The sequence below is a fragment of the Mesorhizobium sp. RSR565B genome (assembly GCF_054719465.1).
The window spans coordinates 4803899-4829483 of record NZ_JBTTIE010000001.1 but is presented as its reverse complement, the minus strand read 5'-3'; the positions used below and the strand labels follow the sequence as shown (position 1 = coordinate 4829483).

The 25585-nt window shown below is 62.9% G+C and carries 22 protein-coding genes; 10 read left to right on the top strand and 12 right to left on the bottom strand.

Annotated elements, in window-relative coordinates; all coding sequences use genetic code 11:
• Window positions 1-32: 32 nt before the first annotated feature.
• Together ACYG9R_RS23140 and ACYG9R_RS23135 are read right to left on the bottom strand one after the other, a co-directional pair.
• Window positions 33-1190, bottom strand: a complete 1158-nt coding sequence (locus tag ACYG9R_RS23140) for an MFS transporter (RefSeq protein WP_023730703.1) — start codon at window positions 1188-1190, stop codon at window positions 33-35.
• A gap of 110 nt (window positions 1191-1300) precedes the next feature.
• Window positions 1301-2494 (bottom strand): MFS transporter, encoded by a 1194-nt coding sequence (locus ACYG9R_RS23135; RefSeq protein WP_023688132.1) that lies wholly within the window; start codon window positions 2492-2494, stop codon window positions 1301-1303.
• Between the two features lie 271 nt (window positions 2495-2765).
• Between ACYG9R_RS23135 and ACYG9R_RS23130 the strand changes: the two genes are divergently transcribed.
• The 4 genes from ACYG9R_RS23130 (at window position 2766) to ACYG9R_RS23115 (ending at window position 9964) form a co-directional block, all read left to right on the top strand.
• Window positions 2766-4343 (top strand): trimethylamine methyltransferase family protein, encoded by a 1578-nt coding sequence (locus tag ACYG9R_RS23130; RefSeq protein ID WP_023688131.1) that lies wholly within the window; start codon window positions 2766-2768, stop codon window positions 4341-4343.
• A gap of 73 nt (window positions 4344-4416) precedes the next feature.
• Window positions 4417-6987 (top strand): GcvT family protein, encoded by a 2571-nt coding sequence (locus tag ACYG9R_RS23125; RefSeq protein WP_023823066.1) that lies wholly within the window; start codon window positions 4417-4419, stop codon window positions 6985-6987.
• Window positions 6988-7071: 84 nt separating this feature from the next.
• Window positions 7072-8601: an ArnT family glycosyltransferase gene (locus tag ACYG9R_RS23120; RefSeq protein WP_023823067.1), complete on the top strand. Its 1530-nt coding sequence runs from the start codon at window positions 7072-7074 to the stop codon at window positions 8599-8601.
• A gap of 55 nt (window positions 8602-8656) precedes the next feature.
• On the top strand, window positions 8657-9964 hold the full coding sequence (locus ACYG9R_RS23115) for a M24 family metallopeptidase (protein WP_023696460.1): 1308 nt from the start codon (window positions 8657-8659) through the stop codon (window positions 9962-9964).
• Here the strand turns inward: ACYG9R_RS23115 and ACYG9R_RS23110 are convergent.
• Window positions 9929-10756: a phosphate/phosphite/phosphonate ABC transporter substrate-binding protein gene (locus tag ACYG9R_RS23110; protein ID WP_023823068.1), complete on the bottom strand. Its 828-nt coding sequence runs from the start codon at window positions 10754-10756 to the stop codon at window positions 9929-9931. The genes ACYG9R_RS23115 and ACYG9R_RS23110 overlap by 36 nt on opposite strands.
• 91 nt (window positions 10757-10847) lie before the next feature.
• Complete coding sequence (locus tag ACYG9R_RS23105; protein WP_031199052.1) at window positions 10848-11858, bottom strand: fatty acid desaturase; 1011 nt, start codon at window positions 11856-11858, stop codon at window positions 10848-10850.
• 224 nt (window positions 11859-12082) lie between these two features.
• Here ACYG9R_RS23105 and ACYG9R_RS23100 point away from each other — a divergent pair, with 224 nt between their 5' ends.
• Both ACYG9R_RS23100 and bmt read left to right on the top strand, forming a co-directional pair.
• A complete protein-coding gene (locus ACYG9R_RS23100; protein WP_023681768.1) occupies window positions 12083-12940 on the top strand; it encodes a helix-turn-helix domain-containing protein in 858 nt (285 codons plus the stop codon).
• Between the two features lie 114 nt (window positions 12941-13054).
• A complete protein-coding gene (gene bmt, locus ACYG9R_RS23095; protein ID WP_023823070.1) occupies window positions 13055-14077 on the top strand; it encodes a betaine--homocysteine S-methyltransferase in 1023 nt (340 codons plus the stop codon).
• A gap of 8 nt (window positions 14078-14085) precedes the next feature.
• Here bmt and ACYG9R_RS23090 read toward each other — a convergent pair whose 3' ends face one another.
• From ACYG9R_RS23090 to ACYG9R_RS23060, 7 genes are all read right to left on the bottom strand, one after another.
• The gene (locus ACYG9R_RS23090; RefSeq protein WP_031199054.1) at window positions 14086-14352 is read right to left on the bottom strand and encodes a hypothetical protein; all 267 of its coding nucleotides are present in this window, start codon (window positions 14350-14352) and stop codon (window positions 14086-14088) included.
• Window positions 14353-14592: 240 nt separating this feature from the next.
• Window positions 14593-16704: a vWA domain-containing protein gene (locus ACYG9R_RS23085; protein ID WP_023823072.1), complete on the bottom strand. Its 2112-nt coding sequence runs from the start codon at window positions 16702-16704 to the stop codon at window positions 14593-14595.
• 2 nt (window positions 16705-16706) lie between these two features.
• The gene (locus ACYG9R_RS23080) at window positions 16707-17267 is read right to left on the bottom strand and encodes an RNA polymerase sigma factor (protein WP_023696454.1); all 561 of its coding nucleotides are present in this window, start codon (window positions 17265-17267) and stop codon (window positions 16707-16709) included.
• A gap of 215 nt (window positions 17268-17482) precedes the next feature.
• Window positions 17483-18661: a BaiN/RdsA family NAD(P)/FAD-dependent oxidoreductase gene (locus ACYG9R_RS23075; protein WP_023823073.1), complete on the bottom strand. Its 1179-nt coding sequence runs from the start codon at window positions 18659-18661 to the stop codon at window positions 17483-17485.
• Window positions 18662-18756: 95 nt separating this feature from the next.
• The gene (locus tag ACYG9R_RS23070) at window positions 18757-19494 is read right to left on the bottom strand and encodes a dienelactone hydrolase family protein (RefSeq protein ID WP_023823074.1); all 738 of its coding nucleotides are present in this window, start codon (window positions 19492-19494) and stop codon (window positions 18757-18759) included.
• 104 nt (window positions 19495-19598) lie between these two features.
• Complete coding sequence (locus ACYG9R_RS23065) at window positions 19599-20285, bottom strand: 4Fe-4S dicluster domain-containing protein (protein ID WP_023670404.1); 687 nt, start codon at window positions 20283-20285, stop codon at window positions 19599-19601.
• 89 nt (window positions 20286-20374) lie between these two features.
• A complete protein-coding gene (locus ACYG9R_RS23060; protein ID WP_023670403.1) occupies window positions 20375-21949 on the bottom strand; it encodes a trimethylamine methyltransferase family protein in 1575 nt (524 codons plus the stop codon).
• A 261-nt stretch (window positions 21950-22210) separates the two neighbouring features.
• Here ACYG9R_RS23060 and ACYG9R_RS23055 point away from each other — a divergent pair, with 261 nt between their 5' ends.
• Window positions 22211-22909: a corrinoid protein gene (locus ACYG9R_RS23055; RefSeq protein WP_023670402.1), complete on the top strand. Its 699-nt coding sequence runs from the start codon at window positions 22211-22213 to the stop codon at window positions 22907-22909.
• Between the two features lie 89 nt (window positions 22910-22998).
• Here ACYG9R_RS23055 and ACYG9R_RS23050 read toward each other — a convergent pair whose 3' ends face one another.
• A complete protein-coding gene (locus ACYG9R_RS23050; RefSeq protein ID WP_023670401.1) occupies window positions 22999-23139 on the bottom strand; it encodes an entericidin A/B family lipoprotein in 141 nt (46 codons plus the stop codon).
• A gap of 65 nt (window positions 23140-23204) precedes the next feature.
• Between ACYG9R_RS23050 and ACYG9R_RS23045 the strand changes: the two genes are divergently transcribed.
• The 3 genes from ACYG9R_RS23045 to ACYG9R_RS23035 all read left to right on the top strand — a co-directional run bounded on the left by ACYG9R_RS23045 (window position 23205) and on the right by ACYG9R_RS23035 (window position 25416).
• Window positions 23205-23834 (top strand): DUF1638 domain-containing protein, encoded by a 630-nt coding sequence (locus ACYG9R_RS23045; RefSeq protein ID WP_023691015.1) that lies wholly within the window; start codon window positions 23205-23207, stop codon window positions 23832-23834.
• Between the two features lie 114 nt (window positions 23835-23948).
• The gene (locus ACYG9R_RS23040; protein WP_023670399.1) at window positions 23949-24524 is read left to right on the top strand and encodes a DUF4893 domain-containing protein; all 576 of its coding nucleotides are present in this window, start codon (window positions 23949-23951) and stop codon (window positions 24522-24524) included.
• A 109-nt stretch (window positions 24525-24633) separates the two neighbouring features.
• Complete coding sequence (locus ACYG9R_RS23035) at window positions 24634-25416, top strand: formyl transferase (protein WP_023823075.1); 783 nt, start codon at window positions 24634-24636, stop codon at window positions 25414-25416.
• Window positions 25417-25585: the final 169 nt, after the last annotated feature.

Below are 25585 nucleotides of genomic sequence, written 5' to 3'. Positions count from 1 at the left end.
ATGGTACGTCAGGTCATCGGGGGAATGCGGCCTCAAACCATCCGCCGGCGCAGGACCGTGGCCACAGCCAGTGCCAGACAAATCGCGCCCAGCGTGATCGGCAGACCGGAGGCGCCGATCACATCCATGACGCCACCCGCCAGCGGCGGCACCACGATGCCGCCGATGCCCCACATCAGGGAGAAGGCGGCATTGCCGGCGACCAGCGCCGAGCCGGTAAAGCGCTCGCCGAGCTCGATGATCGACATGGTGTAGATGCCATAGGAGACCGCGCCCCAGATAAAGACGCAAGGCCAGATCAGCGGCGTCTCGATGAGCAGCGGCAACAGGGCGCAGCCCAGCACCGTCACCACGACGCAGATGAATCGCACCAGACGCGCCGTCAGCCGTTCCGCCAGCAAGCCGAGCGGCACCTGCATGGCGATGTTGCCTGCGATCATCACCGACAGCAGCGCCGACATGCGCGCTTCCGCGATGCCATAGTGCGTGCCGTAGACCGGCAGCAGCGCCAGCACGCCCTGTTCGAAACCGGCGGCAACGACCACCGCCGACAGCAATAGCCATGCCAGTGGCATGAAGCCCATGACCGAAACCCTGCGCCCGGCTTCGTCGACCTTCGGCAGTTGCGGCAGCACCAGCGCCAGGCAGGCGCCGCAGAAGATGAAGGCGGCGATCCCCACCAGGAATGGCGGCCATCCCACGGTGCCGACAACGAGCAGGCAGAGCGGCCCGGCAGCGAAGCCGGCCGAGATGATGGTTGAATAGACACCCATGACGCGACCGCGGCGCGATGGCGGCGCCAGTGCAATGACCCAGATTTCGCTCAAGACATAGAGCGGGTTGGTCACCACCCCGATCAAGAAGCGCAGCGGAAACCACAGATAGACATTCTGGGTCCAGCCGATCAGCGCAAGCACAATAGCCGAAAGCGCCGCGCAGGTAAGCGCGGTGCGCCCTGCCCCGAACCGGCGCGCCAGTGCCGGGATCAGCGGCGACGAGACAATGAAGCCGATCGGCGTCATTGCCGCCGAGAGCCCGATGATGGCCGGCGAAACGCCTTGGCGTTGCAGGATGAAGCTCAGCAGCGGATAGGACAGGCCTTGCGCGATGGCGAACACCGAGACGGTCGCGATCACGCCGCTGATCGCCGCCCACTGCATCTTCTCGTTGTCAGCTTCCGCCAGGTTCATCATTGGCACCTAAACCAGGCTCAGGACTAGCTTTTCTGTCCGACGCGGGTAAGCCCCGCCCCGGTAAAAACCGTTTGCTCCAGACAAGGCCTGTCATGAGTTTGGGCCTGTCAGGAGTTTTTGGGCCTGTCAGGAGTTTGGCGCTTGAACGATCGGTAAAGCGCGAAGCTCACCAGCAGCGCGTCGAGTCCGGCGATCACCACCGGCAGGCCGAGCGGACCGATGACCTGCATCAGCGCACCGGCGCCGGGCGGGCCGACAATGCCGCCGGCGCCCCACATCAAGGCAAAGGCGGCGTTACCGGCGACCAGCACGGTTCCCTTGAAGCGGCTGCCGAGCTCCACCAGCGCCATGGTGTAGACGCCATAGCCGACCGCTCCCATGACGAGAAGGACGAGCCAGATCGCCGGCGTCGTGATCAACAACGGCAGCAAAACCGCGCAGGCCGTTGTCGCCAACGCACAGAAGATGATCATCGCCCGCCCGCCGAAACGCTCGGCAAGCAGGCCGAGCGGGATTTGCAGGAAGATGTTTCCCAGCGACAGTGCCATCACCAGGGCCGCCAGCGTCCTTTCGGGCAGGCCATAGGCAGCACCGAAGACCGGCATCAATGCGTAGGTGCCCTGCTGGACCGCCGCCGAAACCAGCACGGCAAACAACAGCGCCGGCGCCAGCCTGGCGAAACCGAAAAAGCCGCCGGGCAATTGGCCGTCATCCTCGAAGCCGGCGAGGCTTGAGGAAACAGCACGAAGGATCGCGGCGCACAGGATGAAGCCGGCCATGCCGACCAGGAAAGGAACCCAGCCCGATATCCCTACCGCGGTCAGGACCAAAGGCCCCGCAGCATAGCCAGCGCCCAGCACGGTGTTGAATGCCCCCATCACCCTGCCGCGGCGCGACGGCGGCGCCAGCGACAGCGCCCATACTTCGCCCAGTATATAGAGCGGGTTGATGACGATACCGATGATGAAGCGGATGACGAACCAGCCCACCCAGTCCTGCAGGTAGCCGATGCCGAGGAAGCACAGCGCCCCAATCAATGAGCAACCCACAGCCAGGTTGCGCGCGCCGACCAGCCGAATGGCTGCCGGCACGAACGAGGCCGAAAGGATCAGGCCAAGCGGCATCATCGCTGCCGACAAGCCGATCAGCGCCGGCGACATGCCTTGCTTCTGCATCAGCAGCGTAAACAGCGGCGAGCTCAGCCCTTGCGCCGCACCGAACATCGCGAGGGCGGCAGTTACGCCGGCAAGCGCCGCCCATTGCGTCCCCGCTTCGCCATCGCTCGAACCGGTCGCAGCCATGATGCCTTCCACATGAATTGCCGGCCCATCCAGCGGCAAACCACTGAGCTAGCGGTTCGATTTAGGGAAAGGAAGGGCCGCGCCTGAAATCCCCTTGCGCCAAGAGCCGCAGTGGGCGCGTCCTGTCCGCTAATCCCCGGCAAGGTTGTCAACTATCGGACTGCCGTTCGGGCATGTCGCTTCCCTCGTCCTAGTGGTCGCCGCCTCCGCAATGGTCGGACAGCCGCCGGTCCATTATGCCGCCCGCTACCAGCATCGTACGAGGACCATCATGACCGCCGCCCTGCATCCAGCCGAACCGCCTTTGGCAACCGACCGGGCCCGTCGCGGTGGCCGTGCGGGCAAGCGCGCCGGCGGCTCGGCCGCCTTCGAACAGCCGGCTTTTCGGCAACTGAGAAATCCGCTAACGCCGACCAAGCTGGTCTCTGACGACGAGCTGGAATCGATCCACCTCGCCTCGCTGCGCGTCTTGAGGGAAATAGGCGTCGACGTGCTGCATGACGAAGCGCGCCGCATGATGAAGGAAAACGGCGCCGATGTCCGCGAGGGCAGCGAGCGCGTGCGCTTCGACAGCGACATGATCCTCGATCTCATCTCCAACTGCCCGCCGGAATTCACGCTCCATGCCCGCAACCCGGCGCACAATGTGCGCTTCGGCGGCAACAATGTGATCCTGTCGATGATGGCGTCGGCACCGAACTGCTCCGACCTCGATCGCGGCCGCCGTCCGGGCAACCAGCAGGACTACCGCAACTTCCTGCGTCTGGCGCAGATGCACAACATCCTGAACTGCACCGGCGGTTATCCGGTCGAGCCGACCGACATCCATCCTTCCGTGCGCCACCTCGAATGCATCCGCGACCTCGCCACGCTGACCGACAAGGTGTTCCACATCTATTCGCTCGGCAAGGAGCGCAATGTCGACGGCATCGAGATCGCCAGGATCGCCCGCGGCATCAGCCATGAGCAGATGCTCGAAGAGCCGTCCGTCTTCACCATCATCAACACCAACTCGCCGCTGAAACTGGATGTGCCGATGATGGAAGGCATCATCCAGATGTCGAGCAAGGGTCAGGTCGTCGTCATCACGCCCTTCACCCTGTCCGGCGCGATGGCGCCGGTGACCATCGCCGGTGCGCTGGTGCAGCAAAATGCCGAGGCGCTGTCCGGCATCGCCTTTGCCCAGATGGTGAGAAAGGGCGCGCCGGTTGGCTATGGCGGCTTCACCTCGAATGTCGACATGAAGTCAGGCTCGCCGGCCTTCGGCACGCCTGAATATATGAAGGCGCAGCTTGTCGGCGGCCAGCTTGCCCGCCGTTACAAGATCCCCTACCGCACCTCCAATACCTGCGCCGCCAACACGGTCGACGCGCAGGCAGCCTATGAAAGCGTGTTCTCGCTGTGGGGCGCCATCCAGGGCGGCGGCAATCTGATGATGCACGGCGCCGGCTGGCTCGAAGGCGGCCTGCGCTGTTCCTACGAGAAGACCATCCTGGACATCGACCTGTTGCAGATGGTGGCCGAGTTCCTCACCCCGCTCGACCTGTCCGACGAAGCGCTCGGCTTCGACGCCATCCAGTCGGTCGGCCCCGGCGGCCATTTCTTCGGCACCCAGCACACGCAGGACCGCTACAAGACAGCCTTCTACTCGCCCATCCTCTCCGACTGGCGCAATTTCGAAACCTGGGCCGAAGCCGGATCGCCGACCGCGCTGGAAAAGGCCAACAAGGTCTGGAAGGAGCGGCTGGCATCCTACGAGGAACCCTATATGGACCCGGCGATCCGCGAAGAGCTCAACGACTTCGTCGAAAAGCGCACGGCCGAAGGCGGCGCGCCGACCGATTTTTGATCGGCAAGCAACTGGCGGCATCCTGCCAACCGACACACCTGATTCAATTTACGCAAAAACGGACCTATCTCTCATGAAATCTCATGTAAAAGCGGTTGTCATTGGCGGCGGCGTCGTTGGCTGCTCGGTGCTCTATCACCTGGCCAAGGCCGGCTGGACCGACATCATGCTGATCGAGCGGTCCGAGCTCACCTCCGGCTCGTCCTGGCACGCAGCCGGCGGCTTCCACACGCTGAACGGCGATCCCAACGTCGCCAAACTGCAGGCCTATACGGTGCAGCTCTACAAGGAGATCGAGGAAATCTCCGGCCAGTCCTGCTCGCTGCATCTGACCGGCGGCGTGATGATGGCCGATACGCCCGAGCGCATGGATTTTCTGCGCCTGGCCCACGCCAAGGGCCGCTATCTCGGCATGGACACCGAGCTGATCACGCCCTCCGAAGCCAAGGCGATGTTCCCGCTGATGGACGAGACCAATTTCGTCGGCGCCATGTGGGATCCGGTCGAAGGCCATCTCGATCCCTCCGGCACGACGATCGCCTACTCCAAGGCGGCCAAGAAGCTGGGCGCCGAGATCGTGCTGCGCAACCGCGTCGTCGACTTGACGCAGGAAGTTGACGGCACCTGGAACGTCGTCACCGAACAGGGCACCGTCCACGCCGAGCATGTCGTCAACTGCGGCGGCCTGTGGGCGCGCGAGATCGGCCGCATGGTCGGCGTCGAACTGCCGGTGCTGGCCATGGAGCACATGTACCTGCTCACCGAGCCGATGCCCGAGGTCGAGGAATTCAACAAATCGACCGGCCGCGAGATGATCGGCGTGCTCGACTTCAAGGGCGAGATCTACACCCGCCAAGAGCGCAACGGCATCCTGCTCGGCACCTATGAAAAAGCCTGCAAACCCTGGTCGCCGGTCAATACGCCGTGGGATTTCGGCCATGAACTGCTGCCGCCCGACCTCGACCGCATCGCGCCGTCGCTGGAGATCGGCTTCAAGCATTTCCCCGGCATCGAGAAAGCCGGCATCAAGCAGATCATCAACGGCCCCTTCACCTTCGCGCTCGACGGAAATCCGCTGGTCGGGCCGGTGCAGGGCCTGACCAATTTCTGGTGCGCCTGCGCCGTCATGGCCGGCTTCAGCCAGGGCGGCGGCGTCGGCCTCGCGCTGTCCAACTGGATGGTGCATGGCGATCCCGGCTTCGACGTCTGGGGCATGGATGTCGCCCGCTTCGGCGAGTGGGCCGGCCTGCGCTACACCAACGCAAAGGTGCGCGAAAACTATTCGCGCCGCTTCTCCATCCGCTTCCCCAATGAAGAGCTGCCGGCTGCGCGCCCTGCACAAACCACCCCGCTCTATGACACGATGCTCGCCAACAACGCCGTAATGGGCGATAGCTGGGGCCTGGAGACCCCGCTGTGGTTCGCGCCGAAGGGCAAGGAGCCGAAGGACGTCGTCTCCTTCCACCGCTCAAACGATTTCGGTCCTATCGGCGAGGAAGTGCGCGCCACGCGCGAACGCGTCGGCGTCACCGAAATCGCCAACTTCGCCAAATACGAAGTGTCGGGACCTGCGGCTGAGGATTTCCTCAACCGGCTGATGACCAACCGCATGCCGAAGATCGGCCGCATCGTGCTGACGCCGATGATCAACGAGTTCGGCAAGCTGATCGGCGACTTCACCATCGCCAAGGCAGGCGAAGACAGATTTATGATCTGGGGTTCGTCCGCCGCGCAGAAGTACCACATGCGCTGGTTCGAAAAGCACCTGCCGAAGGATGGTTCGGTGCGCATCCACCGCTTCGATCAGACGCTCGTCGGCCTGTCGATCGCCGGGCCGAAATCGCGCGATCTCTTGCAGAAGCTGGTCGATGTCGACATCTCGACCAAGGCGTTTCGCTTCATGGATTTCCGCGAAATGGCGGTCGGGGGCGCGCCCTGCATGGTCAACCGCATCACCTATACCGGTGATCTCGGCTATGAAATCTGGATGGCGCCGGCCTATGAGCGCCTGGTCTACAAGGCGATCAAGGACGCCGGCGAGGAGTTCGGCCTCGTCGATTTCGGCATGCGCGCTTTGCTCTCCATGCGCCTGGAGAAGAACTTCCCGACCTGGTACCGCGAGCTGCGGCCGATCTACGGCCCGTTCGAAGGCGGGATGGACCGCTTCATCAAGCTGGAGAAGAACGACTTCATCGGCCGCGAGGCCGCCGCCAAGGAACAGGCGGAAGGACCGAAACTGCGCCGTGTCTCCTTCATCATCGATGCGGCCGACGCCGATGTCATGGGCGACGAGCCGATCTGGGCCAAGGTCGGCAAGGACTATGGCACGGTGGAAAAGCCGCATGGTTATGGCGCGCCGCGCTTCGACATGGCGGGCAAGGAAGTGCGTGGCTCGAAGGCTGCCAAAGGCGCTTCCGCCGTGCGCGGCATCGTCGACGGCGACTGGCGCGTGGTCGGCTGGGTCACCTCGGGCGGTTATGCGCACTATGTACAGAAGTCGATGGCGCAGGGCTATGTGCCGGCGGCACTCGCCGAGGACGAAAGTGCCGGACTGTTCGAGATCGAGATCCTCGGCCACCGGCGTCCGGCGCGCATCAATGTCGAGGCGCCCTTCGACCCCAGCGGCGAGAAGATGCGGACCTGAAAAGGCGACAGGGAGCGTGAGATCGTGTAAGGGGCCTTCGGCAGTTGGCCGCAGGCATTTTCCCTCGATGAGAAGACGATCCCCTTGCAGTATCTAGAGAAATGGACGGACTGGCTCGGCGAAGGCAAGGTCGGTCCCTTCAACGCCGCACTGGTCTGCGTCGCGGTCTATTGCGTCGTCCAGATCGTGGTGATGGCGCTGCTGTCCCATGTCGTAGGAACCGGTGTCGGCGTCGACGATTCCGAACAGCTGATGTACATGCACTACCTCTGGGCTGGCTATGGCGGCTCGCAGCCGCCGCTCTACACCTGGCTTGCCCGCCTCGTCGCCGCCGTGGTCGGAACGAACATCCTGGCGCTCAAGATCGTGAAGTACCTGCTGATCGGAGCGGCGCTGGCGTCGGTTTTCATCGCTGTCCGCCGCCTGGGCTATTCCAGCCGCGCTGGCGCCGCCGCATTGTTCGGCCTGCTGTTGTTTCCGCAGATGGTGTGGGAGATGCAGCACGCCCTCACCCACTCGATCGCCGCTTTCTGTTTTTCAGTGGTGCTGTTTCTTGCGCTCGTTGAACTGGTGCAGCGGCGTTCGCTGGCCACCTATGTGCTGTTTGGCGTGGCGATGGCCGCCGCCATCCTGTCGAAATACAACAACGCGATCTTTCTCGGCGCGCTGATCCTGTCCACCCTGTCGCTGCGCGAAACGCGCGGCGTCATCCTCAACCGCCGGTTTTCGATCAGCCTTGTCGTGGCGGTGCTGCTTTGCCTGCCGACGCTCTACTGGAACCTGACCTACACCGACCAGTTGCTGTCGCACAGCGGCGGCTTCGGCATGGGCAGAGGAGAAAGCGCCATACAAACCGCATTCTACGGAATGCGCGGACTGGGCAAGGCTATCCTGTATTTCGCCGTGTTGCCGGCCGGCATATTCGTCGCGGCTTTGCTCATCGCATGGAAAAAGCCGGCGCCGGCTCTGCAACCGGCGCCATGGACCGAGAAACTGGTGTGGCGCACCATCGCTTTTGCCCTGGCGATGACCATCGTGCTCGTCCTGGCGAGCGGGACGACGCAATTTCGCGATCGCTGGATGCTTCCCATCCTTGTGTTGCTGCCGGTCGCGCTGGCCTTGCGGATGGATGCCAGAGGCGACAAGGGAAGGAAGGTGCAGGACGTCGTCGTCTTTGTCGGCGCAACGCTTGCCATCCTCGTGCTGCCGGTGACCTGGTACACGCACCTCAATGGCGGCGACAGCCGCGGCAGCATCGTGCGTGTCGACTACCAGTCGCTCTATGGCCAGCTGACGGCAAACGGTCCGGTTCGCACGGCGATATCGAGCTGGCACTGGGTGGGAAATCTGCGTCTTGTCGATCCCGATCTGGTCGTGCTCGACGACGAGATGCCGGACTTCGGCCATTTGCTGATCGAGCCGGCGGTGCTCGTGATGGCCAATGACAAGGAACCTCCTGAGGGCATCCTGCGGGCCTTGAGCGAGGCCGGCTATGTCGCTGACGGCTCGCCGCAGCAGTTGGTCGTCCCGATGCTGTTCGACAGCGAGCCGCCCACCCGCACGCTGACGGTCACGCGGCTGAAGAAAGCGGCCGCGGGCGCAGCGCCACAGTAAGTCGGCAGGGAGGCGTCGGGTGGAGAAACAAGGGTTCGGCCGTCACCGCAAGATCATGCCGTTCGAGCCGGGCTCCGTCGAAGCCTTGCGCGACGCCTCGCGCCAGAAAGCGGCGTCGCTGAACCAGCATGTGCTGGGCTATGGCGCGCTGGCTGAAACCGAATGGCAAGCGGCAGGCATCGCCGCGCCCGATCTTGCCGCTATGCGCCAATACCGGCTCGAGCGCATCCGAGCCGAACTGAGGCGCCGAAACTACGCCGGCGCGCTGCTCTACGACCCCGTCAACATCCGCTACGCCACCGATTCGACCAACATGCAGCTGTGGGTCGCGCACAATCCGACCCGCCACTGCTTCATCGCCACTGAGGGACCCGTGGTGCTGTTCGACTATTTCTCCTGCGAGCATCTGTCCGACCATTCCGGCGTCGTTGACGAGGTGCGGCCGGCAGTGTCGTGGATGTACCTCTATGGCGGTGAGCTGACCGAGCACAAAGTCCGCCGCTGGGCGGCCGGCATCGCCGATCTGGTCAAGGAGCATGGCGGCGGCAACAGCCGCATTGCGGTCGACCACATCAACCCGGAAGGCGTCGAGGAACTCGCCCGGCTCGGCATCTCGATTGGCAATGGCGAAGCGGTGATGGAAAATGCGCGGCTGATCAAATCGCCGGACGAGATCCTCGCCATGCGCCGCGCAATCGTCGCTTGCGAAGCGGCGATGGGTGAAATGGAGAAGGCGCTGACGCCGGGCATTTCCGAAAACGAATTGTGGGCCGAACTCCACCGCGGCAACATTGCGCGCGGCGGCGAATGGATCGAAACCCGGCTGCTTGCCTCGGGGCCGCGCACCAATCCGTGGTTCCAGGAATGCTCGTCGCGGGTGATCGAGGAAGGCGACCTCGTCGCCTTCGACACCGACCTGATCGGTCCCTACGGCTTCTGCGCCGATCTCTCGCGCACCTGGCTTTGCGGCGATGCGAGGCCATCGAACGAGCAGCGCGACCTGTTCCGCATCGCCGCCGACCAGATCGCCCACAACACGCAATTGATGCAGCCCGGCATGTCCTTTCGCGACCTGGTCGAACGCTCCGTGGTGCCGCCGGGAGATTGCTTCCCGGCGCGCTACGGCGTGCTCTATCACGGCGTCGGCCTCGCCGACGAGTATCCAACCCTGCCACATGCCAGCGACTGGACGCCGGACACGCCCGATGGCGTGCTGGAGCCGGGAATGGTGCTGTGCGTGGAAAGCTATATCGGCCGTCTCGGCGGCCATGAGGGAGTCAAGATCGAGGAACAGATCCTGATCACCGAGACCGGTAACGAGCAGCTTTCAACCTACCCGTTGGATGCGAGGCTGCTCGGCTGATCCGGCAAGCGCCTCGCGCAGAGCCTTGAGCGTCTTTTCCGGCGTCGTCCTGGCGGTGATGTAGGGCAGGCCTTTGCGCCTTGCCGTCCAGCCGACGACCTTCACGGCGTTTGCCGCAGGTTCGAAACGCTGCGCCAGCGCCCAGCTCTCACAGTCGATGGCAGCTATATCCGCCTTGCCCTCGGCGACCGCGACGATCGAGCCGCGATGGCCACCGCTTTCGCTGCGCGAGGAAAAGATATCCAGGCTTTCGCCGGCGGCCTGCAAATCGCGCGCCAGTGCAATGATGCCCGACATCGAATCGAGGCTGTTGTAGGTAAAACGCTTGCCGCGCATCAGATCGAGCGGCAGCGAGGCTTTGCCATCCGCGGGCGAGCGAGCCTCCGGTCCCTCGCCCGTCCGCATCACCAGCGCGCTCGAATAGAGTTCGCCTTCGCCGCCCTCGTAAGCGTCGTAGCTCGGCTGGCCGACCACCTGCACATGCTTGCTCAGGCCGAGTTCCATCGGCCCCCAGCAGGTCTGCGCGAACAGCAGCGCCGGATGCAGCCAAAGCTGGTGATGGTCGAGTTCGTCCGGCGGCAGTGTCGCCGGATCGGGCGCGATCAGTCTGCCCTCGGCGTCGTGGATACCGCCCGGCACCGGCGGCAGGTCGCCATTGCGGCGCACGATTGTCTGCGGCCCATCGACGCCCTTGTGCCGAAAAGCATCGCGCAACGCTGCCCATTGCGCGTCGACCTCGCCGCGCACTTCGGGCCAGTCATACATCGGCAATGCCGCAACCAAATCACTCATGCCGACACTCAATCATCATGGCTCGGGAAAGGATCGCAAAAACGCGGCGTCCAATCAGAATTGGCCGACACGGGTTCGGGAAGTCCGGGGATTACTCCTTCGGCGGCTCGGCCGGAACCGGCGCGCTGCCAAGCCCGCTGATGCTGCGCGCCCTGATGCGCGGCTTGAACGCCCTGCCCGGCTCGGCCTGGCGGCGCAGCACCGGGTGCACGATCGGCTCCTTGGCCTTGAAGGCGTAGGCTTTGATCAGTGCGAAATAGTTCGGATAGGCGTAGCCATTGTTCATCCGCAGCCACTCGTCGCGGCGGTCGGCAAACAGTTTTGGCAGCCTGTACCAGGCAACGGTCGGGGTCTTGTGGTGAACGAAGTGCAGATTGTTGTTGAGGAACAGGAACGACAGCGGCGAGCGCTCGATGATCACCGTGCGTCCTTCAGGGTGCTCGGACCACTGATGTTCGGCGAAAGTCCGGACCGCGATCAGCGACTGGCCGAGCCAGACCGGCACCAGAATGTAGAGCCATACCGGAATGCCGAAGCCGAACTGCACGATCGGCACCACGATGGCGAGGCCGATCGCATGCAGCAGCCATGCCTTGCCGATCACCTTATCGCCGGCAATCACATGCCTGGCGTCGTCGACGAAGAAACCGATGCAGGACAGCCAGGGGCCGAGGAAGAAACGGCCGGCCATGGTGTTGTTGATCTTGAGCAGGAATTTCATCGTCGGCGGCAGATCGTCATGCATCCACAACGCCTGGTAATAGCTCTCGGGATCGTCGAGGGGATCGGTCAGGCGCTCGTCGGCGTGGTGGCGCAAATGAAGCGTCTTGAAGCGACGGTACGGCCAGACCAGGCCGATCGGCAGGAAGACGAAGGCTTCGTTGATGAGCGCGCTGCGCGTCGGATGGCCATGCAGCACTTCGTGCATGATCGACGACTGCAAGGCCAGGATGAAGCCGAGGAGAAGAAGTGCCGGGATCGGATAAGAGGGCCAGAGCAGGAGCCCGGCAGCGAGCCACATTCCGTAACAGAAGAAAGCGAGCACCACGGTCGGCCACTCGATGGCGGCTGCGTCGCGTCGCTTGATGCGCTTGCCTGTCATGCTATCGACCACTGTCCCTCAGTCGCCGGAATTGGTTCCTGACAGCATAGTGTCAGGAGAAGCGATTCCGCTCAACGAGACAAAGTGTACAAAATGTTGCGATTGCGCATTTTCGACCGCAGATGTTATACATTGTAAACAACCCTACGGATTCATTTACGCTGGAAGTGCTGAATCGACGGCTCGGGCGCAAATTTTTCCTAAAAGAGTGCGGAGAACGAACAGTGGACAAACGGGACCTTTCGGCAATCTTCCGGGAGCGCCTGAAGCTGCTCCTGACACGGTCCGATCTCAACCAGTCAGCTTTCGCGTCAGCAGTCGGCATCGACCGGTCGGCGCTGTCGCAACTGATGTCCGGCGCCTCGACGCGCCTGCCACGCGCCGAAACGCTGCTCAACATCGCCGCCGAATTCAAGATCTCGCTGGACTGGCTGCTCGGCCTCTCCCAGGACGAAGGCGTCACCGGCGAAATCCGCGAAAGCCTGGAGATCGAAGAGGCGCCCGACGGCTTCGACCGCACGCTGCTCGCCAAATGGTTCGCGGAAGCCGCAGGCACCAAGATCCGCTATGTGCCGGCCGGCATTCCCGATCTCCTGCGCACACGCCAGCTGGTCGACTACGAAGCCAACATCACCAACCGCAGCCGTCTGGCGCAGGCCAGCGAGACGCAGTACCGCATCGAGTACAACCGGCGCCCTGAGACCGACATGGAGGTCTGCATGCCGCGCCATACGCTTGAGATCTTTGCCCGCGGCCTGGGCGTCTGGGACCGCTTTCCCGAGGCTGACCGCCGGCAGCAGCTTGCCCATATGGCGACGCTGCTTGACGATCTCTACCCCACCTTCCGCCTGTTCCTCTATGACGGCCGCATGCGCTATTCGATCCCGCTGACAATCTTCGGTCCCTACCGCGCCGCCATCTATGTCGGCGACATGTATGTCGTGCTGAATGCCACCCAGCCGGTACAGGCGCTGACCCAGCATTTCGACAATCTGATCCGGGCCGCCGACATCAACCCGCATGAGGCCGCCGCCTACGCGCGCAATCTGGCCGGCGCGTCATTTCCATCGGGTTCTGCCTGACCGCCAACGCCCCGGAAAGGTGCGCCGCGCGGCATTGCAGGTTGCAAACACATTGACTGGACATAAACACTTCTTTATATCCTTATTCCATTCAAATATCTGAAAGTCGATCCGATGACCGAGAACAATCCCATCGATGCTCTGCTGGCCGAAAAGGGCGTGCTGCTCGCCGATGGCGCCACCGGCACCAATCTGTTCGCCATGGGTCTAGAGGCCGGCGAAGCGCCCGAGTTGCTGAACGAGACAGCGCCCGACACCATCACCAGCCTGCACCAGAATTTCGTCGACGCCGGCGCCGATATCATTCTCACCAACTCGTTCGGCGGCACGCGCCACCGGCTGAAGCTGCACCATGCGCAGGACCGCGTGCATGCGCTGAACAAGCGCGCCGCCGAGATTGCCCGCGCGGTCGCCGACAAGGCCGACAGGAAAGTCATCGTCGCCGGCTCGGTCGGTCCGACCGGCGAGTTGCTGGTGCCGCTCGGCGCCATGACCTATGACGAAGCAGTCGAGGCTTTTGCCGAGCAGATCGAGGGTCTCAAGGAAGGCGGCGCCGAAGTCGCCTGGATCGAGACCATGTCTGCGCCGGACGAAATCCGCGCCGCGGCGGAGGCCGCCATCCGCGTCGGCCTGCCCTACACCTATACCGGTTCGTTCGACACTGCCGGCCGCACCATGATGGGCCTGCTGCCCAGGGATATCCACGGCGTCGTCGACGGACTTTCAGAGACACCGCTCGGTGTCGGCGCCAATTGCGGTGTCGGCGCCTCCGACATCCTGGCCTCGCTGCTCGACATGACCGAGGCGAAGCCGGAAGCGACGGTGATCGTCAAGGGCAATTGCGGCATTCCCGAATTTCGTGGCACCGAGATCCATTATTCCGGCACGCCGGAGCTGATGGCCGACTATGTCCGGCTGGCGGTGGATGGCGGCGCGAAGATCATCGGCGGCTGCTGCGGCACGTCGTTCCAGCACCTTGCCGCCATGCGCAAGGCGCTCGACGCGCACACCAAATCCGAACGCCCGACCGTCGCGGCGATCGTCGAGCGCATCGGTCCGATGCGCAACAAGGTGGCGACGGAAAACACCGCCGAGACCAGCGAAGCCCGCCGCGAACGCCGCCGCACCCGGGCCTGATATCGAACTTATTCGCTGTTTTCAGCGTAACGCGATAGCGCCGTCTTGAAATCCAGGGCGGTGCTGTCGGCGCTTTCATTCACCGTCACCAGGTCACCCGACGACTGCGGATTGCCGATCTGCTCCAGCATGACACGAAAGCGGTCATTGGTCAGCGCCGACTTTGCGGTATTCCGGGCTGCGTCGACGTCATCCATGATGCGCCTGGATTCTGGCGACAGCGTTCCCGACGCCTGCGTGTGTCTCACCGCCGGCGTCGTGTTTCCAATGTTCATGATCTGCAATTCCCGGCTCCCCAAGCCCAGTCCCGACCCCATGCAATAATAGCAGGGCATTGCGATGACGTTCCGGAAAAGCCGCGCAATTTAACGATCAGGCGGATCATCTGTGCGCTTCGGATTAATCGATCCGAAAAAAGGCCGGCAGGGTTTCCCCCGCCGGCCTGCCTCACCCGCCCGTAGCCGGTTCCCCGTATCAGAACGACCCCCGTCTGAAAGCAACCGGCTGTATTGCCACTACCGGTTACCGCCGAGCGCCGAGGCAAGGCGCACAAGCGAAAGGAACTCGGACCTGTACCCAAACGGGTCGGCTCCTCGGGCGGCGGTGGCAATCTCCATGATCTTGTCGTAGCCGAACTTCGCGGTCGCATCCTCGTCGCGCAGCTTCTGGCCGAAGGCGGCGACAGCGACGGAGAAACGCTGGTCGGTGCTGGCCTGGTCGAAGGACGCGACCTCGTTGGCCGACGTCACCGGCGTGGTGATCAGCTTCGAGACGTCGTCGTTCGGCAGCTTGTAGCGGATTTTCACGAAGGCATATTCGTCGGCATTGGCGACACCGCCATTGTTGACCGTCGCCTGGCCGTAGCGCAGCGGATCCATCTGCTCGCCGCCACTGCCCTTCGGCGTGATCTCGTAGATGGCGGTCACCGAATGACCGGAGCCGATATCGCCGGCATCGACGCGGTCATTGTTGAAGTCCTCGCGGTTCAAGGCACGGGTTTCATAGCCGATCAGCCGGTACTCCGAGACCTTGTCCGGATTGAACTCGACCTGGATCTTGACGTCCTTGGCGATGGTGAACAGCGTCGAGGAGGCATCCTCGACCAGAACCTTCTCGGCCTCGGCCAGCGTGTCGATATAGGCGGCGGTGCCGTTGCCGTTCTGGGCGATGGTCTGCATCATCTGGTCGTTCAGATTGCCGCGTCCAAAGCCGAACACCGACAGGAAGACGCCGGTCTTGCGCTCCTGCTCGATCAGTCGCTTCAGATCGTCGTCATCGGTCTGGCCGACATTGAAGTCGCCGTCCGTGGCCAGCATCACACGGTTGATGCCATCCTTGACGAAGGACTGCTGGGCAAGCTTGTAGGCTTCCTTGATGCCCGCCTCGCCGGCCGTCGAGCCGCCGGGCGACAGATTGTCGATGGCCTTGAGGATCTTGTCCTTCTCGGTAACCTTGGTCGGCATCAGCACGGTGCCGGCGTCACCGGCATAGGTGACGATCGAGATGGTGTCGTCCGCCTTGAGCTTGCTGACCAGCAGCCGGAAAGCCGACTTGAGCAGCGGCAGCTTGTCCGGCTCATCCATCGAACCCGAGACGTCGATCAGGAACACCAGATTGGCCTTGGGCTGCTCGACCGGCTTGATGTCGAAGCCCTTGATGGCGACGTGCATCAGCTTGGTGTGCCCGTTCCACGGCGTCGGCATGACGCTGACGGTCGAGTTGAACGGCGTCGAAGCCGAGTCCGGACCCTTCCAGTCATAGGGGAAGTAATTGACCATCTCCTCGACGCGGACCGTATCGGCCTGCGGCAGGTAGCCCTGCTTCAGCGAGCCGCGGACGAAGGAATAGGAAGCCGTGTCGACGTCGATCGAGAAGGTCGAGACCGGATCCTGAAGGGCTGCATGCACCGGATTGGTCTTGAAATCCTCGACGCGGTCGCGGTTTGGCTCCTGCGGCGCAATCTGGTCGGCCGGCATCGTCGAAGGCTGTGCCAGGTACTTGGATTCGGTCGCGCCGGCCATGCGGTTGACCCGCGCGCCGCCGGCCGGAGCAGCACTGCCGTCAAGCGAAAACTCGCGGCTCTCAACTGGCGCAGGCTCGGCCAACACGCCGCGTCCCAGCGCATCCTGCTGCGCCGGGGCGACAGCAACGGTCGATTCGGGCTTCGGCGGCGCGGGTGGCGTAAGCGGCGTAGTGGTGTCGCGGCTTCGCACATCGGCGTCGGTCTTCTTGTCGCCTTCAGGCGCCTGCTTTTCTTTTACCGGCGCGTTGATCGCCGGCCCATTGGTTGCCGGCTTGTCGGCCAGCGTCTCGGTGATCTTCTCGTCGCCGCCGAACGGCAACGGCTGTTCCCTCAGCATATGGAAGGTGGCGTATCCGGCGATCGGCAGGGCGACGAGCCCGGCAATGGCCGGCGTGGCGATGAGTTTCTTTTGCATGATCTCGCTCCAGAGCTTTTGTGCTCGCTCTGTGAGACGAAGCCCGCCGACCGATCCTTGGGTGACGGCAGAAATATTTTCCTGATCATAGGCGCTCATGGCGGCTTCGAAGGCGCGTGCCTTCGCGCTTTCGCCCGGCGCCGGTACTGCTGCGTCGCGCAGCCTGTTGAGTTCGTTGTCGTCGACCATGGTCACACTTCCCCGGCTGAACGCATCAACGTCTTCAGCCGTTTCTTCGCTTCATGGATGTGCCAGGAAACCGTCGTCTCCGAGATTGCCATCGCCTCGGCGGCGGCCGCGTGGCTCAAACCTTCGCCATAGACCAGAAGTACTGCATCGCGCTGCTTGTCCGGCAATTGCCGCACCGCTGCCCAGAGCGCCTCAGTCGGATCTTCGGGCTCGGCCGAGGCCTCTCCCGAAATCATGCTGTAGGCGCCGAAAGCCTCGGTCTTGACGTTTTCGCGCGTGGTCTTGCGCATCATGTCGCGCGCCGCGTTCAGCGTCACGGAATAGAGCCATGTCGTGAACGCGCCGCCGCCGCGGTAGTCGCGGATCGCCTTGCCGAGACGGACACAGACCTCCTGGGCGATGTCTTCGGCATCGGCCTTCTTTCCGCACCAGCGATAGGCGGCGCGATAAACGAAGTCGTAGTGCCGCTCCAGCAATTTGCCGAAGGCACCCCTGTCTCCGCCCTTCGCCCGCCCGATCAATTCGGCGTCGGAGGCTTCGCTTTCATCCAGCATCATCGCCATCATTTGCCTGTTGGACGAAGGCTAATGGCCAATCCTTGGGGTTATGGAAAGATTTTTTTCCGAGGCGACGGATGCACGCGCAACAGGTGCGCTGAGATTCAGGTCAGGCCGAGCCGAAAACGATGGATTTCGAGAACCGGAGCGGAGCGTACTTTTGGTACGCGAGCACCGGAAGCACAGAAAGCCGTCGTTTGCAGGCCGGCCTCACCTGAATATCAGCACACCTGGCCCGAGGCCCAGCCGGACGACCAAGCCCACTGAAAATTATAGCCGCCCAGCCAGCCCGTGACATCGACGACTTCGCCGATGAAAAACAGCCCCGGCACGGATTTCGCCTGCATCGTCTTCTGATCGAGCCGGTTGGTATCCACACCGCCAAGCGTCACTTCCGCCGTGCGGTAACCCTCGGAGCCGGCCGGCTTGATGCGCCAGTCGTTGACGGCGGCTTCGACGGTTTTCATTTGCAGGTCTGTCAAATCAGCGAGATTGCCATCGATCCCACTGCGCTCGGCGACCGCTTGCGCAAGGCGCTTCGGCAAATGGTTTGCAAGCACCGTCTGCACCGCTTGCCTGCCGTTGACGCGCCGGGCGGCGCGCAGCAGTTCCGCCACATCCCTCCCCGGCAGCATGGCGATGCGGATCTCGTCGCCCTCGCGCCAATAGGACGAGATCTGCAGGATGGAAGGCCCGCTCAAGCCGCGATGCGTAAACAGCATCGCTTCTGAAAACCGCGTCTTGCCGCAGGCGACTTCGGCATCGACGGCATTGCCGGCCAAAGGCGCCAGCCGCTCCAGCGTTCTTGCGTCGAAGGTAAGCGGCACCAGCGCCGGCCGTGTTTCCACCACCGCAAGGCCGAATTGCGCCGCAAGCTCGTAGCCGAAACCGGACGCGCCCATTTTGGGGATCGACTTGCCCCCGCAAGCCACGACTAACGAGCTGCAAGCGACGCTGCCAGCGGAGAGCGTCAGCACAAACCCGTCCGCGGTCTTGCTGACGTTCCTCACCTCGGTCGACAACGCCAGTTCCACACCCCAATCCTGCATGTCGGAAACCAGCATGTCGATGACCTGGCGCGCCGAGCCGTCGCAAAACAGCTGTCCCAGCGTCTTCTCGTGATAGGCAATGCCATGGCGTTCGACGAGCGCGATGAAGTCGCCTTGCGTGTAGCGGCTGAGCGCCGAAATGCAGAAATGCGGATTGCCGGAGATGAAATTCTTCGGGCTGGTGTGGATGTTGGTGAAATTGCAGCGGCCACCGCCGGAGATGCGGATCTTCTCGCCGGGCTTTGCCGCGTGATCGAGCACCAGGACCGAGCGGCCGCGCTTGCCGGCCTCGATGGCGCACATCATTCCGGCCGCACCGGCGCCGATCACCACGACATCATAGGATTGCATCAGGCTGTTCGTTCCCGCTCGACTGGGGCTGTTTTAACAGGCCGCGCCAATCGTGCAGTCTCTACCCGTTCGTTGCGACTTCAGGCAACGCCTCGTTAGATCAGCGTCTCGGCGAACAGCGTCGTCAATCGCTTCCAATGACGTTCGGCGCCGGTCGCGTTGAACACGCTGTGGTCCGACACGCACCAGCCATGCGCCATGCCGGCATAGTTTTCGATGACGTGGTCAACCTCCGCCACGCGCAGCGCCTCGGCCAGTCGCGCCGACTGCTCCGGCGGAAAGCTGCGGTCCACCCCAGACGTTCCGACATAGACCCGCGCCTTGATCATTGCAGCCTTGCGGTGCGGACTGTCCGCGGCATCGCTGGCCAGATTGCCGCCATGGAAGCTTGCCGCCGCCAGGATGCGATCGGGATAGGTTGCAGCCGCATTCAAAGCCCGCGCCCCGCCCATGCAGTAACCAACGACACCGACCGGTCCGGTGACACCTTCAGCGGTAAGCGTGTCGAGGAACGCCCTGCTGTCGCGGATGGTCATGTCCTGTGTGGTGCCGTGGACCAACGCCGTCAGCGCGACCTTGGTCTCCTCGACGACGAAAGCGGTCTTGGGCTCGAACGGCCCGTAGGGTGCGTTGCGATAGAAAAGATCCGGCACCAGCACCGCATAGCCCTCACCCGCCAGCCGCTCCGCCATTGCGTCGAGCGCCGGTCGCGGACCGAAGGCGTCCATGTAGAGAATGATACCGGCCTTGACCGGGGAAACAGTCGCCGAACGGAACAATCCCGCCTTCGCCACGCCGTCTCCGGTCTCTATCTCAATGTCCTGCTTCGCCATGGCTCGCCCCATTGATTGTCGTGCGATACATATAAGCAGGCATTGTCAGGGCAAGCCGTTCCCTGACAATCCCGTTCAACACTTTGTGCAGGCGTTCAACGCCGCTACAGGCCAGCAAACGCCGTCATGTGAAAGGCCTGAACCTCAAGCGGATAGCGATGGGCCGTGCCATACGGACAAGCGTTGCGGTCGAGGCAGCCGCCGCCGCGGCATGGTTCGCCCTTCGATCCCCGCACATGCGCCAGGCAAGCCTGATGAGCGAAACCATCCGCGGAATAGGCGTCAACCGGACAGGATTTCAGGCAAGGTTTTGCCACACAGGCGTCGCAAAGGTGAATCGATGCGTGAGCTTCTGGAGCCGCGATCTCGTCTTCGAACAGCAACGCGCCGCGATAGGCATGCCAGAGCCCGTACTGCGGATGCATCAGGATGCCCAGCGGCGACGGTTTCAGCCCCTCCGCCCGCATCGCCCATTGCTGGAACGGCAGATAAGGCTTGTCCGAAGGCGAAACGGAGCGCGCACCGAATTTCTCCGCCACCGCACCGATCACTTCGCGTGACCAGGTGTCGAGCGGATTGGCGATGGTGTAGGGCTGGTTTTCCCGCCAGCGCAGGAAATGCGGCCAGGGTGCCGCTCCCGCCTGCCCGACCAACAGCACGGATTTGGCAGGGGCGGCTGAAGGGCTATGCGGCGGCGTTTCGCTTGTTGCGAAATTGAAGCCGCCGCGCAGGATGAGGCCGTCGGCGGAAAGCACGGCCGCTATCTCGTCAGCCCGGCGCCGCGCAATCATCCCTTCTTGTCCGGGTCGGAGAAAGCGCTCCGCCAGACTTCCTTGTGGATGATGTTGGCGACTTTAGCCCCGCCTGACTCGGGCTCCTTTCAGGTGAAGGCGTCAGCCATCGACGCCTTCTTCGTCGCGATGTAGTCCTTCAGCCCGTCGTCGATGCCCGGATCGAGATACGGCGCCTCATAGGTCTCCAGCCAGCGGCGGGCGAGTTCGTTGGCGCGCTGCGGCGCTGTCTTCTCGCCCTCGGCCAGCCACTGCTCGTAGGAATTGTTGTCGGCGATGCTGGAGCGGTAGAAGGCGGTCTGGAAATTGGCCTGGGTGTGGTCGCAGCCGAGATAGTGGCTGCCCGGGCCGACCTGGCGGATGGCGTCCATCGCCTGGCCGTTTTCCGACAGGTCGACGCCTTCGGAAAACTTTTGCGTCATGCCGAGCTGGTCGATGTCCATCATGAATTTCTCGTAGCAGGACGCCAGTCCGCCTTCGAGCCAGCCTGCCGAATGCAGGACGAAATTGGTGCCGGCAAGAATGGTCGAGTTGAGCGTGTTGGCGCTCTCATAGGCGGCCTGCGCGTCCGGAACCTTGGAGGCGCAGAGCGATCCGCCGGTGCGGAACGGCAGGCCGAGCCGGCGGGCAAGCTGTGCGGCGCCGTAGGAAACCAGCGACGGCTCCGGCGTGCCAAAAGTCGGCGCACCAGACTGCATGGAGATCGACGAGGCGAAGGTGCCGAACAGCACCGGCGCGCCGGGGCGGATCAACTGCGTGAAAGAGGCGCCGGCCAGCACCTCGGCCAGAACCTGTGTCAGCGTGCCGGCCACCGTCACCGGGCTCATCGCACCGGCAAGGATGAACGGCGTGACGATGCAAGCCTGGTTGTGACGCGAATAAACCTTCAGCGCGCCTAGCATGGTTTCGTCGAACACCATCGGCGAATTGGCGTTGATCAGGCTGGTCAGCACGGTGTTGTTTTCGACGAAATCGTCACCGAACACGATCTTGGCCATGGCGACGGTGTCTTCGGCCCGCTCTGGCGCCGTCACCGAACCCATGAACGGTTTGTCCGAATATTTGATGTGGCTGTAGATCATGTCGAGATGGCGTTTGTTGACCGGCACGTCGACCGGCTCGCAAACCGTGCCGCCCGAATGGTGAATCGACGGCGCCATATAGGCGAGCTTCACGAAATTCCGGAAATCCTCGATCGTCGCGTAGCGCCTGACACCGTCGAGATCGCGCACGAAGGGCGGACCATAGACCGGCGCGAAGACCGTGGCGTTGCCGCCGATCTGCACCGAACGTTCGGCGTTGCGCGCATGCTGGGTGTAGATGGGCGGCGCGGTCTTCAGCAGCGAGCGGCAGAGGCCCTTGGGAAAATGCACGCGCTCGCCCTTGACGTCGGCGCCCGCCTCTTTCCAAAGCTGCAGCGCCTCGGCGTCGTCGCGAAAGATGATGCCGATCTCTTCCAGCACCGTATCGGTGTTGTTTTCGATAATCGCCAGGCCTTCCTCGTTGAGGACCTCATAGATGTTGATCTTGCGCTTGATATAGGTGAGCTGGGTGCCCGGTCCGCCGCCCGAGCGCGCCGCCCGCCTTGCAGCCGCGCCGCCGCTGGCAGCACGTCCACGTCGCGCATTGGACGCTTCCTGGTCGACTGACGCGTTTTCACTCATGATCGTTTTTCCCTAAAAACCGTTTGCGGCCGCGTATGGCGGCTTCTCGCCCGGATCGTAGCCATGCACCCTATTCGAAACGGCCCGCCAGCGCCAACGCCTGTCGCAAAATCGACAAGAATTCCAATAGATTTGCGGTCGCTTTCCTTTTGCGGGAAGTCGCAAATCAGCTATGGATACCTGCCCCCGCCGGGTTAGGTATTGACGCGATTATTTTAAGCCGCCGTGGTCGCATCCCGTGCGGCAAGGAGCCCGAGAAAAATGGCCGACGACGAGATCATCCTCTCCGAGCTTTCCGACGACGAGTTGGTGCAGCAGATGCACGACGATCTCTATGACGGGCTGAAGGAAGAGATCGAGGAAGGCACCAACATCCTGCTCGAGCGCGGCTGGGTGCCCTACAAGGTGCTGACCGAAGCTCTGGTCGAAGGCATGCGCATCGTCGGCGAGGACTTTCGCGACGGCATCCTGTTCGTTCCCGAGGTGCTGCTGTCGGCCAACGCCATGAAGGCCGGCATGTTCATCCTGCGCCCGCTGCTGGCCGCCACCGGCGCGCCGAAGCAGGGCAAGATGGTGATCGGCACCGTCAAGGGCGACATCCACGACATCGGCAAGAACCTCGTCGGCATGATGATGGAAGGCGCCGGCTTCGACGTCATCGATCTCGGCATCAACAATGCGGTGGAAAAATACCTCGACGCCATCGAGCAGCACCAGCCCGACATTATCGGCATGTCGGCGCTTTTGACCACGACCATGCCCTACATGAAGGTCGTCATCGACACGATGAAGGAAAAGGGCATCCGCGACGACTATGTCGTCCTGGTCGGCGGCGCGCCGCTCAACGAGGAATTCGGCAAGGCCGTCGGCGCCGATGCCTATTGCCGCGACGCGGCTGTGGCGGTCGAGACCGCGAAGGACTTCATGAAGCGCAAGCATAATATGCGCGCTTCAGCCTGATCTCTTCCGTAAGGCGTCTGGCCCACAATCGAAAGCCGCGCCTTGCAGCGCGGCTTTTTTGTTCCCAGCTATTGGAACGGATGGCTGCGTCAGGGTTTGGTGACGGTGTCGTCGACGGCTTTGGCAGTCGATTTGATATCCCGGCCGACACCACGGACGGTGTTGGCACAGGCCGTAAGCGCCAGGACGCAGGCAAGGATTGCAATCGGCGCAACGCGTAACAGTTTCATGGACGGTTTATCCCTCTCTCGATAGATTCGCCCCACAGCAACGAAGGCCGCTTCGACCGGGTTCCATGGCCAGAATGCAAAAAACGAAACCGAATCAAGACGACAGGCTGCTGGTCATCGCCTGTGGAATGATTGCGCGCGAAGTTTTGGCCGTCAAGGAGCAGCTCAAGCTCGACCATCTCGACCTGACCTGCCTGCCGGCGGAGTTCCATTTCTACCCCGACCGCATCGCACCGGCGATGGACAAGGCGATCGAAAAGGCCAAGGCGGAAGGCTATAGCAACATCTTCGTCGGCTATGCCGATTGCGGTACCGGCGGCATGCTCGACCGGGTCCTGGAGAAGCACGGCGTCGAGCGCATGGCCGGGCCGCACTGCTTTGCCTTCTACCAGGGCATGGACGCCTATGCGAAGGTCGCCGACGACGACATGATGTCGTTCTACATGACCGATTTCCTGTGCCGCCAGTTCGACGCCTTCTTCATGAAGCCGCTCGGCCTCGACAAGCACCCGGAGCTGATCAAGGACTATTTCGGCAACTACCAGAAGCTGATCTACATCGCCCAGACCGACGATCCGGAACTCGACAAAGTCGCCGAGAAGGCCGCGAAGATGCTTGGCCTCGCCTATGAGCGCCGCTCGACCGGCTATGGCGACCTGACGGCCGGACTGGCGCAGGCCGCCGCCCACGCCTGAAGCGGTTCTTGAGCCGGGACGCTGTCGAGAACAGATGACAGGCCGCCGCGAATGGTTAAGTTGTGAGCCAAAAGCAAACAGGCTGATTCAGCCATCCGAACACGGAACGTCCCGATGACCCCTCGCGTCCTGCTTGCCGCCCTTGGCCTCCTCTGCCTCGTCTTGCCCGCTCGCGCCGACGGCGAGGTGCAGAAGATCATCACGCCTGCCGACAAGGTTCGCCTCGACAAATATGGCGAGACCCGCAAGGCGGCGCTGGCCGAGGCAAAAGCGGGAGACCCGGCTGAGGTCAGCCAACTCGACGCGCTGCTGGCAAAGCCGATAGTGGCCTTTTCCGACAAGGACCTGAGCGGCAACTGGCAATGCCGAACCATCAAGGTGGGCCTGACCGGCCCGCTGGTCATCTATGGCTGGTTCAAGTGCAAGGTCACGGACGATGGCTCCGGCTGGCAGCTGGAAAAGGTCAGCGGCTCGCAACGCACCAAGGGCCGTTTCTTCGACGATAGCGAAAAACGCGCGATCTATCTCGGCTCCGGCTATGTCAATGACAACAAGCCAAAACCCTATGGCAGCGGCCCGGAAAGCGACCAGGTCGGCTATGCCTTCCGCACCAGCGCCAATGAATGGCGCATCGAATTCCCGGCGCCCTACTACGAATCGAAACTCGACATCATCGAGTTCAAGCGCTGATCCGTTGGTCTCTCGCTGGCCGGGCGGTCATCAAGATTTAACCTGCCCGGCACAGAATTGAGCCGGGCAGCGCACGGCAAATGGTTGCGCGCCGGCAAGAAAGCGTGCCATGGCATCAGCGGTTGAAAAAAGTGCTGCGATCGTCATCGTCACCGAAGGCGGACCGCACATCTGGGCAATCGTCAACGCCATCGCCGACCAGTTCGGTCCTGTCAGCGTCATCCTCGAAAGCCCTGAATCCAAAAAACAATTGCTGCTCGGCCGGGTGCGCCGCCAGGGCTTGTTTTCGGCCATCGGTCAACTCGGCACGATGGTGTTGACGAGGCTCGGCAAGAGCTTCTTCGCTGGCCACGCAGAGCGGCTCATCGCCGATCAGAAGCTTGAGACCGAGCCGAAGCCGGGACAAAAGATCATCCACGTCTCCTCCGCCAACGCAGCCGATTGCCTGCAGGCGATCGCCGACATCCGCCCGGGCGTGGTGCTGCTCGCCGGCTGCCGGCTCTTGACCCGGCAGACGCTGGCGCAAATGCCCTGCCCGGTGCTCAACTACCACGCCGGCATCGCGCCCAAATACCGCGGCATGAATGGCGGCTACTGGGCGCTGGCCTCCGGCGATCTCCAGAATTTCGGCACCACCGTGCATCTGGTCGACGCCGGCGTCGATACCGGCGGCGTGTTGAAACAGGCGCGCGGCAAGCCGGAGCCCGGCGACACTATTTCGAGCTATGCGTTGCGCCAGGCGGCGTTCTCGCGTGACATCTGCGTCGAGGCGGTCCGCGGTGCCTTGGACGGCAAGCTTGTCACGATCGACCCCGGCCTGCCGTCGAAACAATGGTACCATCCGACGATCTGGTTCTATCTCTGGACCGGCCTGACCAAGCGGGTTTGGTAGCCAGCCTTCCCTCGGAATCTCGCCTTTCTTTTTGCGACGTCCAATAGCGTCGCTTTTGAATGCGCGCGCGTCGTCCCATAACAAGCAGCCCCACTGCGCATCCGGCAATGCTCGCACCTGCTGGACAAAGTGGTGGAGCGTCGTTTCCCTCATGGACGCACGGCGCTCT

Excerpts from the sequence above, each read along its gene's own strand:
- ACYG9R_RS23130 (WP_023688131.1), top strand. The coding sequence starts at position 2,766 with ATGACCGCCGCCCTGCATCCAGCCGAACCGCCTTTGGCAACCGACCGG.
- ACYG9R_RS23060 (WP_023670403.1), bottom strand. The coding sequence starts at position 21,949 with ATGAGTGAAAACGCGTCAGTCGACCAGGAAGCGTCCAATGCGCGACGT.
- ACYG9R_RS23070 (WP_023823074.1), bottom strand. The coding sequence starts at position 19,494 with ATGGCGAAGCAGGACATTGAGATAGAGACCGGAGACGGCGTGGCGAAG.
- ACYG9R_RS23135 (WP_023688132.1), bottom strand. The coding sequence starts at position 2,494 with ATGGCTGCGACCGGTTCGAGCGATGGCGAAGCGGGGACGCAATGGGCG.
- bmt (WP_023823070.1), top strand. The coding sequence starts at position 13,055 with ATGACCGAGAACAATCCCATCGATGCTCTGCTGGCCGAAAAGGGCGTG.
- ACYG9R_RS23110 (WP_023823068.1), bottom strand. The coding sequence starts at position 10,756 with ATGAGTGATTTGGTTGCGGCATTGCCGATGTATGACTGGCCCGAAGTG.
- ACYG9R_RS23085 (WP_023823072.1), bottom strand. The coding sequence starts at position 16,704 with ATGGTCGACGACAACGAACTCAACAGGCTGCGCGACGCAGCAGTACCG.
- ACYG9R_RS23075 (WP_023823073.1), bottom strand. The coding sequence starts at position 18,661 with ATGCAATCCTATGATGTCGTGGTGATCGGCGCCGGTGCGGCCGGAATG.
- ACYG9R_RS23105 (WP_031199052.1), bottom strand. The coding sequence starts at position 11,858 with ATGACAGGCAAGCGCATCAAGCGACGCGACGCAGCCGCCATCGAGTGG.
- ACYG9R_RS23050 (WP_023670401.1), bottom strand. The coding sequence starts at position 23,139 with ATGAAACTGTTACGCGTTGCGCCGATTGCAATCCTTGCCTGCGTCCTG.
- ACYG9R_RS23080 (WP_023696454.1), bottom strand. The coding sequence starts at position 17,267 with ATGGCGATGATGCTGGATGAAAGCGAAGCCTCCGACGCCGAATTGATC.
- ACYG9R_RS23090 (WP_031199054.1), bottom strand. The coding sequence starts at position 14,352 with ATGAACATTGGAAACACGACGCCGGCGGTGAGACACACGCAGGCGTCG.
- ACYG9R_RS23140 (WP_023730703.1), bottom strand. The coding sequence starts at position 1,190 with ATGAACCTGGCGGAAGCTGACAACGAGAAGATGCAGTGGGCGGCGATC.
- ACYG9R_RS23115 (WP_023696460.1), top strand. The coding sequence starts at position 8,657 with ATGCCGTTCGAGCCGGGCTCCGTCGAAGCCTTGCGCGACGCCTCGCGC.
- ACYG9R_RS23035 (WP_023823075.1), top strand. The coding sequence starts at position 24,634 with ATGGCATCAGCGGTTGAAAAAAGTGCTGCGATCGTCATCGTCACCGAA.
- ACYG9R_RS23055 (WP_023670402.1), top strand. The coding sequence starts at position 22,211 with ATGGCCGACGACGAGATCATCCTCTCCGAGCTTTCCGACGACGAGTTG.
- ACYG9R_RS23040 (WP_023670399.1), top strand. The coding sequence starts at position 23,949 with ATGACCCCTCGCGTCCTGCTTGCCGCCCTTGGCCTCCTCTGCCTCGTC.
- ACYG9R_RS23045 (WP_023691015.1), top strand. The coding sequence starts at position 23,205 with ATGGCCAGAATGCAAAAAACGAAACCGAATCAAGACGACAGGCTGCTG.
- ACYG9R_RS23125 (WP_023823066.1), top strand. The coding sequence starts at position 4,417 with ATGAAATCTCATGTAAAAGCGGTTGTCATTGGCGGCGGCGTCGTTGGC.
- ACYG9R_RS23065 (WP_023670404.1), bottom strand. The coding sequence starts at position 20,285 with ATGATTGCGCGGCGCCGGGCTGACGAGATAGCGGCCGTGCTTTCCGCC.